The 11,668-nt window shown below is 41.7% G+C and carries 13 protein-coding genes and 2 pseudogenes; all 15 read left to right on the top strand.

The window, feature by feature from the left end; genetic code table 11:
* Positions 1 to 1,296: alpha-L-fucosidase (locus BUB87_RS14565; RefSeq protein ID WP_073345198.1), on the top strand; the 1,296-nt coding region annotated here is incomplete at its 5' end.
* 147 nt (positions 1,297 to 1,443) lie between these two features.
* Positions 1,444 to 1,524: pseudogene (locus tag BUB87_RS15095) on the top strand (IS200/IS605 family transposase); the annotation flags it as partial.
* A 209-nt stretch (positions 1,525 to 1,733) separates the two neighbouring features.
* Entirely contained in the window at positions 1,734 to 1,859 is a 126-nt protein-coding gene (locus tag BUB87_RS14885) for a hypothetical protein (RefSeq protein ID WP_268761639.1), read from the top strand.
* A 463-nt stretch (positions 1,860 to 2,322) separates the two neighbouring features.
* Entirely contained in the window at positions 2,323 to 2,640 is a 318-nt protein-coding gene (gene tnpA / locus BUB87_RS10600; RefSeq protein ID WP_456059099.1) for an IS200/IS605 family transposase, read from the top strand.
* A gap of 53 nt (positions 2,641 to 2,693) precedes the next feature.
* A complete protein-coding gene (locus tag BUB87_RS14770) occupies positions 2,694 to 3,371 on the top strand; it encodes a hypothetical protein (RefSeq protein ID WP_234946026.1) in 678 nt (225 codons plus the stop codon).
* Positions 3,372 to 3,375: 4 nt separating this feature from the next.
* On the top strand, positions 3,376 to 3,741 hold the full coding sequence (locus BUB87_RS14765; RefSeq protein WP_234946025.1) for a hypothetical protein: 366 nt from the start codon (positions 3,376 to 3,378) through the stop codon (positions 3,739 to 3,741).
* On the top strand, positions 3,738 to 4,016 hold the full coding sequence (locus BUB87_RS14760; RefSeq protein WP_268761641.1) for a zinc ribbon domain-containing protein: 279 nt from the start codon (positions 3,738 to 3,740) through the stop codon (positions 4,014 to 4,016). Before BUB87_RS14765 ends, BUB87_RS14760 begins: the two co-directional genes overlap by 4 nt.
* Positions 4,017 to 4,721: 705 nt before the next feature.
* Complete coding sequence (locus BUB87_RS10585) at positions 4,722 to 5,729, top strand: LacI family DNA-binding transcriptional regulator (protein WP_084111220.1); 1,008 nt, start codon at positions 4,722 to 4,724, stop codon at positions 5,727 to 5,729.
* Positions 5,730 to 6,591: 862 nt separating this feature from the next.
* Positions 6,592 to 7,230: pseudogene (thiT, locus tag BUB87_RS10580) on the top strand (energy-coupled thiamine transporter ThiT).
* A 180-nt stretch (positions 7,231 to 7,410) separates the two neighbouring features.
* Positions 7,411 to 7,710, top strand: coding sequence for an energy-coupled thiamine transporter ThiT (locus tag BUB87_RS10575; protein WP_073345137.1), 300 nt, complete (start codon positions 7,411 to 7,413; stop codon positions 7,708 to 7,710).
* Between the two features lie 255 nt (positions 7,711 to 7,965).
* Positions 7,966 to 8,148, top strand: a complete 183-nt coding sequence (locus tag BUB87_RS10570; protein WP_159432404.1) for a hypothetical protein — start codon at positions 7,966 to 7,968, stop codon at positions 8,146 to 8,148.
* Positions 8,149 to 8,340: 192 nt separating this feature from the next.
* Positions 8,341 to 9,189, top strand: coding sequence for a DUF4351 domain-containing protein (locus tag BUB87_RS10565; RefSeq protein WP_073345132.1), 849 nt, complete (start codon positions 8,341 to 8,343; stop codon positions 9,187 to 9,189).
* A 411-nt stretch (positions 9,190 to 9,600) separates the two neighbouring features.
* The gene (locus BUB87_RS10560) at positions 9,601 to 9,789 is read left to right on the top strand and encodes a hypothetical protein (RefSeq protein WP_073345129.1); all 189 of its coding nucleotides are present in this window, start codon (positions 9,601 to 9,603) and stop codon (positions 9,787 to 9,789) included.
* A gap of 412 nt (positions 9,790 to 10,201) precedes the next feature.
* The gene (locus BUB87_RS14405) at positions 10,202 to 10,372 is read left to right on the top strand and encodes a hypothetical protein (RefSeq protein ID WP_159432403.1); all 171 of its coding nucleotides are present in this window, start codon (positions 10,202 to 10,204) and stop codon (positions 10,370 to 10,372) included.
* Between the two features lie 507 nt (positions 10,373 to 10,879).
* Positions 10,880 to 11,314 (top strand): prepilin peptidase, encoded by a 435-nt coding sequence (locus tag BUB87_RS10550; RefSeq protein WP_073345124.1) that lies wholly within the window; start codon positions 10,880 to 10,882, stop codon positions 11,312 to 11,314.
* The last annotated feature ends 354 nt before the right edge of the window (positions 11,315 to 11,668 follow it).

The following is an 11,668-nucleotide window of genomic DNA, read 5'->3' as shown; positions in this document are numbered from 1 at the left end:
TTTGGGAACGAGTGGTATCCGCGCAATATGTATCAGCAGGGTACTCCTGAGTTTGAGCATCATGTTAAAACCTATGGTCCGCAGAGCCAGTTTGGCTATAAGGATTTTATACCCATGTTTAAAGCGGAGAAATTTGATCCTAAGGCATGGGCTGACTTGTTTGAAAAGTCAGGAGCGCGATACGTCGTTCCTGTGGCTGAGCATCACGACGGTTTCCAGATGTATGATAGTGCTCTTTCTAGATGGAATGCCGCCAATATGGGACCCAAGAGGGATATTATAGGAGAGCTGGCGACAGCAGTTCGAGAAAAAGGGCTGGTTTTTGGCCTTTCAAGCCATCGCGCTGAACATTGGTGGTTTTTTGACGGCGGGATGAAATTTGATTCAGATGTAAAAGATCCGCGCTACAAGGATTTTTATGGCCCTGCTATGCCTGCACCCAAAGATTTGGGCAGCGTTGAGGACAGCCCTCCTGATGAGGAATTCTTAGAAGACTGGTTGCTCCGCGCTTGTGAATTGGTCGACAAATACCAGCCGCAGATCGTGTGGTTTGATTGGTGGATACAAAATCTTGCATTTAAGCCATACCTCAGAAAGTTTGCAGCTTACTATTACAATAGAGCAGCAGAATGGAACAAAGAGGTCGCTATAAACTATAAGAATAATGCGTTTGAGGAAGGAACAGCTGTATTTGATATAGAGCGAGGGCAGCTCTCGGATATTCGACCGCGTTTTTGGCAAACAGATACATCGGTGTCAAAGAACTCATGGGGCTATATAAAGAACCATGATTACAAGACTCCTAATGATATCATCTGTGATCTGGTGGATATTGTAAGCAAGAACGGGTCGCTACTTCTCAACATTGGGCCGAAGCCTGATGGTACCATACCGGAGCCAGAACAGGAAATCCTCATGGAAATTGGAGGTTGGCTCAAGGTTAACGGGGAGGCCATCTATGGAACGCGACCTTGGAAGGTGTTTGGGGAAGGTCCTACAAAGGTCGCTGAAGGTGCTTTTACTGATACGCATCGGAGTGCGTTTACGAGTGAGGATATACGATTTACTACAAAAGGAGATACTTTATATGCAACTGTTCTCAAATGGCCTGAGAACGGTCGTGTTACCATAAAGTCGCTGGGGAGAAAGTCAAAGTTTGCCTTGCCGCGTATTAATAAAGTAGAACTTGTGGGATGTGATACACCACTTCAATGGAATTGTGAGGAACAGGCATTGATTATTGATGTTACAGGATGCGAGCCAAAAAAATATCCTGCAACGTTTAGAATTAAATAATTTATAATATAATGAACGTAAATAGTGTTGTTTACATCTGATTTTTGTAGGAGTCTCCTCCGATTTTATAAATTTGCTGCTTTCATCTCATCTCCTAAAGGAGATGGGATGAAAGCAGCGATTTTTAATTTTTGCTACAATTAAAGTATGGATAAAGATAAAACGAGGTACTCTCACTACAATATCAACTATCACTTTGTGTGGATACCGAAATACAGAAGGAAGGTGCGCTGCGTTTGCGCGATAATCCTGCCCCGGTAAGGCAGGAAAAACGCCAGCACTCTATAAAGAGTGACAACTGACTCATTGAATTCAGAGGTGAAATTCCTCTGCCACACAGAACCGACGCTGATGAGGCGTACCAAAGCTGAAGCGGTGTGCGTGTTGATACTCCTGTATGCCATCATGTATTGCTGTATATGGTGGTATAAAGCCAGGTGAAGCCGAAAGGCGAGGATGATAATGGTGCGGACATCCAGGCTTATGGAGACGAAAGAAAGGTATGTTTAAAGCTCCGTTATGTATTGCCAGCGAAAGTTGGTAACGATGGAAATCAGGCGTAACATTCTTCCTTTGTTATGCCTGCATAAGCATGTAATGGCTTATGATAGCCGGTGTACAACTGCGGTTCAAACACCGGTGTGAATTTTCCGGAGTATAGTACCCTCCTAAAGGCCGAATAAGGATAGATGAGTCGGAACGTAGGAGAGCCTGAAGCGATGAATATACAGGAGTCAGAGGTGTCATAGTAGTGATGAAGTTTTGTAACATAAACAAAACTGAGCGAAGGACACCAGACGATTAGTTCTTGTAATAATTCTCGAAAGACTAATCTTGAAAGGCCCTGAAATAATGGGTAACGAATCATTATGAGAGAGTTATTACAAGCAGGCAATAACGGCGACGTTAGTGCCTGACTCCGAAATGGCGGCTAATCGTTGGAAAGCCGTATGAGGCGAAAGTCTCACGTACGGGTTGAAATGGGGGAAAAGGCGGAGATAACATCAAAACCTTACCTATCACTATATATTGAGAGATGACATTGCAAAGGAGTTTGAGCGGTTGCTTCGAGAAAAATGTGAACGTATGGAGGTGAAAATACTGGATTTGTCCGTCCAACCCGACCATATACACCTTTTCGTATCTGCACCACCCAGATATGCACCATCGCAACTGATCAATGCATTTAAGGGGTACACATCAAGGTATCTTAAAGAAGAGTATCCGCATCTCAAAAAGCTGACGGGAAATGAAAGCTTGTGGACGGATACCTATTATGTAGGTACAGCCGGTACCGTTTCAGCCGAAACGATACGGCACTATATTGAGGAATGTCAGGATTGAGTTTTCTGCATTTTCATTAAGAATGTAATATAATTTAACTCAAGAGAGGAAGAATGGGCTGGGCGAAAAAGAAAGGCAAGCAGCAGGAAGGAAGGTTGTACCTAACAAAGGTGATACCGCTCAAGGGTGAGGAGTGGCTTGACAAATTCAGAGAACCCATGCTTGCTGCAACAAAAATATGGAACTCATGCGTATGGGAAAGCAAGCAGGCAGCAAAAGAAGGAAGGGAGTATCCGACCGAGAGCGAACTCAAGGCAAAATTTAAACACTACCAGTCGTGGAAGAAGCTTCACTCCAAAAGCGCACAGGGCGTCGTGGAGAACTACTTTGAAGCGGTGCGATCGAAAGAGAACGGCCATGATGAGATGAGACCACCAAGCTACAAATCCAAGCACCTGTGGCGTACGATAAAGTGGAAGAACGGGAACAAAGCTTTCGAGTACAAAAATAATGCTATAGCGCTGAAATTTTCGCGGAAGATGGAAAGCGTAACGATACCGCTGCCGAAGGGAGCAAATATGCTGATACTGTCCGATGGAACAAAGCTCAATGGAACTCCCATTGAGGTAAAGGTAAAGGCGGTGTATCGCAAAAAGGATGTATCGCATCTTCAGCTGCACGTCACGTGGGATTACGGCATCATACCCGTATCGGTGAGCGAGAAGGTATCTGCATACGATATTAACTCTGCGGCGATAGCCAGGACATCCACGGAGGAAGCGGGCAGCTAATAATGTGCAGAGAAATCCTGTCTCTTGTGCAGTATCGGAACAAGGTGATAGCGGAATTTCAGAGCAGGATGAGCAAGCTCAAGGACGCTTCAAAGAAGATGAGAAAGCTGTCCAAAGCGAAGGGCAGAATATTGAAGAAGTGAAGAAGCTTGAGAGGCGGATAAATCAGCTGATAAACTCATTGACGAAGCTGATGAGTAAATTGGATGAAGAAGAGAACATATCAGTATCGCTGTTAGGTGATTTAACCGATTTGAGGCGAAGCGCACAGACCGGGGATAAGAACAAGGTGGCGAGTCAGAAGATAAACCAGATGCCGTATTCCAAGATAGAGACGCAGCACAGCTACAAGAGTTTGATGAGCAGATAGAATCCAAGAAAACTGATGAAAGATACAGTTCGCAGAGGTGCAGCCGGTGCGGAGTGAGGAGCAAGGAATACCGTATTGAAAGAGGCTTGTGGAAGTGTAAAGAATGTGGAGAGACAATACACGCCGACATAAACGGGAGTGCAAACATATTGAAGAACCACCTGTACGGCAGATGCGATTTAGGGTGGCTTTTGAGAATGAAGCCGGTAGAGGTGTACAGGTGGGACAGAAGGTACAACGTGTTCAAGAAAGTATCTCCTGGTGAGGCAGCATAAGCTGTAGTAACCGGAGTAGTAGTGGCGGAGTGACGGCCCCACCGGGAGCAGAGATGCGTCAGAACCGGTGTAGCCTGCAAATATCTACACAATGTGCACGGTACGAAGCATGTGTACGTAGCTTGCCGGCAGGAAAACCGATGAGCCTGAAGGTAGGAAGCCTATCCCCTTGAGGGGATGGGAGAAGTCACTTTAGTACTCTTGATGAAGGTATATTTATGAGTACGGCAGAGGGTCCAACAAGGCAGTGGACACCCCTTGTGTGATTCATGCTTATGTCTATAGCAGAGCAGAGGTAAAAAGCTTGTTGGCATTGTATAGGATGAGTCCTGATGGAAGTGAAAACGGGAGGGTATTTTTCTAGGTGCCAAAAAGAAAGGATTGTATCCCGTTTTACCCGGTTTAATAAAGTCCCATAGACGAGGCAAAGATTATTATTTAGGTTCATGGGAGGGGGAGGCTGCTGACAGTTTCGCCAGTATAGTAACAGGTATTAATGTGGAAAATGTGAATATCATTGGTGAAGGGATGATTGACGGTAATTCAGATTTTGATACATGGTGGCATGAAGCGCAGATTAAGAAAATTATTTGGCGACCAAAGATCATTTGTTTTAAATATAGATAATATTGACACATTATAATTGTAGGTTTATAATGGATATGCAAATTAAAACGATTCAATGTTGCAAAGGATGGGAGAGAAATGTCTACGATTAAAGATGTAGCAAGGTTAGCGCGGGTTTCCGTGGGCACGGTATCCAGGTATCTGAACGGTTATACAGTCAGCGAAAAGAACCGTTTGAAAATAGAAAAGGCGATACAGCAGTTGGACTTTAAGATAAACCCTGTTGCGAGAAGCCTTAAAACCAATCGATCCATGACTGTAGCTGTTTTGGTTCCCGCATTGGCTAATATATTCAGTATGAGTGTTATTGAGGGAGTGGAGCGTTTTCTTGATCAGTACGGGTATAGTTTGATCGTATGCGATTCGGAAGGAGACGTAGAGAAAGAAAAAGCCAAATTGCAGTTTGTTAAAGACAAATACGTTGATGGAGTTATTATAATGCCTACTACTAATGTAGGTAGTCACGTGTACGAGATAATGGGACGGGAGTTTCCAGTGGTCTTGATAGATCGTTTGGTAGACGATGAGGAGTTTGACGCGGTGGTGGTTGACAACACCAATGCAGCGTACGATGCAGTGGAGCACCTGGTGATAAACGGCCATAGGCAAATAGGCATAATCACAGGGCCGGATAATATCTCCACGTCCAGAGAGCGGTATAAAGGATACCAGCGCGTCTTAGACGATTACGGTATAAGTATAGAAGAGGAATACGAGCTTCACGGAGATTACACTATTGATACCGGTTATTTTCTTATGAAAAAACTTATGCAGCTGGATCGTCCGCCGACAGCTGTATTTGTATCCAATTACGAGATGACTATAGGTGCTATAATGGCTATAAACGACATAGGTATACAGGTACCAGAACAGGTGTCCATAATAGGATTTGACCAATTAGAGTTATCAAAGGTAATAAAACCTTCGCTGTCTGTGGTAGTGCAACCTATGGAGACAATTGGCCAGAAAGCGGCGGAAATCCTCTATCGTCGCATGAGAGGAGATAGGAAGGATTTCCCTTTGATGGTGCGCCTTAAAGCTCAGCTTTATGAGGGTAAGTCTGTAAAAAATATAGCTTTAAAGTAATGAACGAGATTTTAAAACGTTTCAAATGGAGGGGAGAATATGAAATTTAAAGTGAACTTTCCGGTTGAGATTTTCTTTGACGAAGGGGAATTAGACTGCATAGAAGAAATTGAAATTGCAAGAAGCACGGCAAAAGGGCTTTTGTGGTGATTGACCCGTTTCTAAAAGGAAGTGCTGTAGAAGAGAGAGTGGAAAGAAAACTCACCGATAACTTGGCGCGGTAGCCCCTAACTTTAGTTATGGGGAGGAGTGCCTATTTTTAATACCAAAGGACGTGCAAGAATATTGATGTCCATGCCGTAGACGTATAGAGGAAGAATTTCGCGATTTACATAGAAATAATACAAAAAACGTAAAATGAGAACCATATGCTGTATATAGTTCTAGCGTTACTGCTGTACACAGCGCACAAAGAAATCAAGGCTCGACGAATGCCGAAAGAGACACTGATTGCTGTATATATGTGTTTGCGGCGGTATATATTTTGTATCTATTGTACAGTAATCAGTCTGTTATTAGTAACTTAATGGGCGTCGCATTTGGGTTCAGACTTTCCATCTCTGGTGTGTGTGATAAGCAGAGGTGGTGTAGCTTGGATGATGTGCTACTGTGTGGGGCATGTTGGGTGCGTTGCTCGGGTTGCAGGGTACAAAGCCTTACCTATTCACTATTGAGAAAAGTAGAATTATTCCGTTAGAATACGGAAATAACAAGTGAGGCATATTAAAGTCACGTATTTGTGGATAATTCAAGTAAAAATGATAGTATAAACCATGAAGAGTTTTTGTTGGAGTGAGAAAGTTGAAGAAAAACGGAGATATCGTAAGAAAATGAAAGATAATAGAGAGAGGGGATATTTTTTATGAAGTATCTCATCAGCATCTTCAGAGATTTTGCCAAGATAAAGGTAATCACCATTGTGGTTCTCGCTGTGGTGCTGGTAGTGGTTTTAATCCTTCACATAAGCGACAAAAGGAGGAAATACGATACCAGGACCATTGTATACGGGGGTTTGAGCATAGCCATATCTTTTGTATTGTCGTATGTGAAGCTATATCATATGCCTCAAGGGGGCACGATTACGCCTGCCAGTATGCTTCCCCTTTTTGTTTACGCGTATATCTTTGGGCCAACGGCAGGTATAACGGCGGGAGTGGCATATGGTTTTTTGCAATTGATACAGGATGCTTTTGTGGTTCACTGGGTTCAGCTTTTATTAGATTATCCATTGGCATTTGGAGCGCTGGGGATAGCGGGCTTTTTTAAAAAGAGTTTGCCTTTGGGTATAATAGCAGGAGGGGTATGAAGGTTTATATTCCATTTTATATCGGGTTTTGTTTTTTTCGCATCGTATGCTCCTGAAGGGATGAACCCCGTTTACTATTCACTGGTATACAATGCCACTGTAATAGGACCTGAGCTGGTTATCTGTCTAGTTGTATACGCTATTCCCCAGGTGAGGAAGGCGATAAAAGCTTTGTCAAACTCCTCTGCGTTATGATGATTTGTTATAAAATCACTGCGGAAAGGCCCATCTCCTTTAGGAAAAACCGGCGGGAATCCTCTCTAATTTATTAGAGAGATGAAATCCAGCTATTTAATTGTAGTTATAAATTATACTATATGTATAAAGAAAATATACAAATAGAATTGATATTTAATAAAAAATGCTATATACTATATGTATGAAAAAAATAAGCTTACTAGATTGGCATTTGGAGCGCTGGGGATAGCGGGCTTTTTTAAAAAGAGTTTGCCTTTGGGTATAATAGCAGGAGGGGTAGGAAGGTTTATATTCCATTTTATATCGGGTTTTGTTTTCTTTGCATCGTATGCTCCTAAAGGGATGAACCCCGTTTACTATTCACTGGTATACAATGCCACTGTAATAGGACCTGAGTTGGTTATCTGTCTAGTGGTATATGCTATTCCCCAGGTGAGAAAGGCAATAAAAGCTTTGTCAAATCCCTCTGTGTTATGATGAATTTGTTATAAAATCACTACGGAAAGGCTTATCTCCTTTAGAAGATAGGATGAAAGTAGCGGTTTTTAATTTAGCCACAACAAAGAAGTTAAGGCTGTTGGAAGACATCCAGCGGCCTATTGTTGTATGTAGGTTTGGACACACATGTCCAAGAGCAGGGGGGTATAGATGTTAAGAAGCATATATTACGCCGTTAAAGAAGGCATAAAGGACGTGATAAGATAGCTTCCGGTAAATATGGCAGGACAGAGATTGGAACGAACGTTATTTTCTGCGCATAATGAGGCACAAGCTGAAGCACATGGTGGGATTGTTGATGGGGTTATGGACATGCATGTCCGTAGTAGCGAAAGTACGTATAAAAAGGACATTGATGTCCGCACTATAGAAAGTGTAAAAAAAAGGAATCTTGTGATTCGTGTAGGAGTAATGTAAAAAATAGAGTGGAAGGTTGCTGCGTATGACGGTAGGGATGGCTGGCTAAATGTATAATACCGACTTATAAACGACAAAGTGTAAATGTGCTTTGTCTTTTTTGTTTATAACCAACGTTGCGTAATAATGCTCTTTTTGTCAGCCCCTTGTGGTATAATAAATGTGTAGAATAGAGAGGAAAAGGGGGATAGAATGCCTCAAACATACGATTTGACTCTAAAGAGCATATTTTCAGATATAGCAGACGATATAATCGTATACTTAACGGGTATAAACTTCAAGAAACTGGAAGAACTTAACATAGAGTTTACAAGGGTAGAGCGCAGGGACAGCGATATGATATTTAAGTGCGATACGGATACAGGAGAGATTGCCGTTCATATAGAGTTTCAGGCCGAAAACGACAAAATGATGCCGTGTAGGATGCTGCGATACGCATTGGAGATAATGGAAAAGCACAAACTCAAGCCGTATCAGGTGGTGCTGTATATAGGCAAGGACAAAGCAAAAATGGATAACGGGATTGATTATGCGGTGGGGGATAACAAACTCGATTACAGGTACAGGATTATAGACATAGGTGAATTCAGGTTTTCGGATATAGCGGAGACGAACTACTTTGATTTGTATTCGCTTTTGCCGATAGTTGACAGAAGGAAAAGGGTAGAAGCGGGAGAGAAGTATCTCAAGATGTGCGTGGACTTAATCAAAGATGCGCCTGTGGACGTGGATGAAAAAAGGACGATATTGTTCAGAGCGGAACTGCTTTCAGGTATAGCTTACAGCAAAGAAGTTATAAAGAGAATTTTTGAGGAGGTGGAAAGGGTGATAAAATTGGAAGAGCTGTCATCTTATAAGATGATTATGGAGAAAGGCAAAGCAGAAATGGTGTTAAAGCTGCTCAATAAGAAGTTCAAGGAACTTCCGAAAAAGTATGAGGAGTTGATAAAAAGCGCTGACAATGAAGTTTTGGAAAGGATAACGGATGACATATTCGACATAGAGAAACCGGAAGATTTGGAGAAGTACTTTAGTAAGTAGGGGATAGTTTGTTTTGCGGGCACGTTTGAATGGATAGATATTCAAACGTGTTTTTTATGTGTGTGTGCGGTATGCAAAATGGCCTAGATGGTTAAGGTCTATTACGAGGGATTAAAAGTACCAGCTGTTAGCGAGAAGTAAGGAGAAGGACAAACGGGAACTTTTTTCGTTTTTGAGCGAGCATGTAAGAGAGTGGTGGGATTGACGCGGTTATGGACATGCATGTCCAAGTGTTAAAGTACGCAGAAGCGGGGAGTGTAACAAAAGAAGAAAACATCAAGAATTTTCTTTTTTTATATTTTTTGTTTTACGACATATTTTGACATACAATGGCATGGTAATTTTATATAATTGAAGCAAAAGAAGAAATAATATGGACGATGACAGATAAGGGAAGAGGTGAGGTGTGCTATGGAAAATAATAAATTGGGCTTATCTGCAGTTTCATTGGGAATACTTGCAATATCTATTACAACCTATTTGAGCAAACACATCTATATTACAGATTTTTTGCAGGGAATGTTTGACGGGATGGGCATTGGGTTAGGAATTATAGGACTTATTATAATGCTGCGCAAATCGATTAAAAAAGACTATTAAGCAAAAAAAGTGGCGATAGTTAGGGTTAGGCTGTTGGAAAGCATATAACAGCCTTTTGTACGTAGTGTAGCTTTTGGACAAGCATGTCTAAAAAGCATGAAATAGCCGTATAAAGCACATTGATATTCATAATATGAAGCGTTAAGATTCTTTTTTATCTGGAGAGGAATTTTGATTTAAAGTTTTGCGGTAATACTCGATGAGGCATCTGTCGAACTTTCGACTGATTTTCAAGAGTATCTCTTCGGGCATGTTCATGCTGATGGTGTTGATGAGTAAGTTGCGGAGCAGTTCCAGCTACATTTTTCATCCATTTCTGCAAACTCCTTCATGGAAAAGTGAAAGCATATATAATTTTACATCAAACACCGAAAAGATACAAATAGTAACTTTTATCAAAAGGAAACTCTTAATGAGCATATTTTGGAAACGTCTAGGTGCAGGGGAAAATGCCGATAATGGGCGAAGCGGCAAGATAAGGGAATTGGAATGGGAACGTCTGCACAGTTTATGTAAAGAGTGCCATGGTATGTTTTATGGCCACAGATATTACGACGGCGATGGTGAATATGATGATTTTTAAGTGGATTAACGGGGGTTGGAGTCCTTTTTTACCCTACCTCGCATTTCTTTGTTAGCCTACCCCCTGTCAGCTAACATACCCCTCTATTTGTTAAGCCCGAGAGAGCTGGAGAGAGAGGACTCCTTCCCAGCAGGGGCACTGTTCAATATGTTGCTTAACATTATGAGCACTACCCCCTTAAAGATAATTATAATAAAAAAATTAAATAAATGGTAGATAAATTTGACGATGAAACTCGAATAAGTGTAAAGATATTTACCACAGCGAAAGAATGTGCGAGAACGCGTTAGAAAATATTGTAAAGGTAAATATGTGCTATAGAAATCATAAAATGGCTGTCGGAGAACATCCGGCAGCTTTTTTGTATATATGAGGTAGTTGCAGACATGCATGTCCAAGTGTTAAAGTACGCATAAGGACATTGACGTCCATTGTGTAACCGCACAAAGAAGGAATTTCACGGTTTGTGTAGAAATAAATAATAAAAAACGTAGAAGGAGAAGCCATATGATGTACATAGTTTTGCCTTTGCTGCTGTACATTGCATACAAAGAAGTCAGAACGCGCCGGATGCCGAAAGAGGCACTAACTGTTGGATATGTGCTTTCAGCTGTATACATTTTGTACCTGTTGTACAGCAGGCAGAGTGTTATTGGCAGCTTGCTCGGCCTTGTATTCGGTCTGGGCTTTCCGTATCTGGTGCGTGTGATAAGCAGAGGCGGGATAGGGCTTGACGATGTGCTGCTGTGGGGCGCGTTGGGTGCATTGTTAGGCCTGCAGAGGTTCGGATCAATGCTGGCAGTTGCACTAATAATTGTGTCGGTGTACTCGATAGTGATGATATGCAGGAAAGTATATACGTTGAAAAGTGCTATTGTGTTTACGCCGTTTTTGACGGTGGCGGGTGTAATTTTGGGTGTAGTGGAGAAGAAGTTGATTTAATGAAGAGATGGGAGAAGTCACAGAAACTTCCTTTTTTATGCGGTTTTTCTTTTGTGGCTTTTCTTTTTTTGAAAAAGGCGTTATAATAGGCATGTGAACAAAAACATGAACAACAGTCTACACCTATAACAATGTTAAAATGGGTAAGACATCATCAGAGTTTCATAACAACACTATTAACGATAAAAGAACAATTAAAGTATTTAGGAAAAACCGGCGGGAATCCTCTCTAATTTATTAGAGAGATGAAAGCCGGCTATTTAATTGTAAATTGCATTGGTGTATACTATATGTGTAAAAAAATAAGCTTAAAAAGCGAAAGACGAGGGGGTGAAAAAGTGAAACTAAAGAAAA

The sequence above is a fragment of the Caldanaerobius fijiensis DSM 17918 genome (genome assembly GCF_900129075.1).
In the GTDB taxonomy this organism is placed as follows: Bacteria; Bacillota; Thermoanaerobacteria; order Thermoanaerobacterales; family Caldanaerobiaceae; genus Caldanaerobius; species Caldanaerobius fijiensis.
This window is presented reverse-complemented; position numbering and strand designations above follow the sequence as displayed.

Excerpts from the sequence above, each read along its gene's own strand:
- BUB87_RS14770 (WP_234946026.1), top strand. The coding sequence starts at position 2,694 with ATGGGCTGGGCGAAAAAGAAAGGCAAGCAGCAGGAAGGAAGGTTGTAC.
- BUB87_RS10560 (WP_073345129.1), top strand. The coding sequence starts at position 9,601 with ATGGAAAATAATAAATTGGGCTTATCTGCAGTTTCATTGGGAATACTT.
- BUB87_RS10575 (WP_073345137.1), top strand. The coding sequence starts at position 7,411 with ATGTATGAAAAAAATAAGCTTACTAGATTGGCATTTGGAGCGCTGGGG.
- BUB87_RS10565 (WP_073345132.1), top strand. The coding sequence starts at position 8,341 with ATGCCTCAAACATACGATTTGACTCTAAAGAGCATATTTTCAGATATA.
- BUB87_RS10550 (WP_073345124.1), top strand. The coding sequence starts at position 10,880 with ATGATGTACATAGTTTTGCCTTTGCTGCTGTACATTGCATACAAAGAA.
- BUB87_RS10585 (WP_084111220.1), top strand. The coding sequence starts at position 4,722 with ATGTCTACGATTAAAGATGTAGCAAGGTTAGCGCGGGTTTCCGTGGGC.
- BUB87_RS14405 (WP_159432403.1), top strand. The coding sequence starts at position 10,202 with ATGAGCATATTTTGGAAACGTCTAGGTGCAGGGGAAAATGCCGATAAT.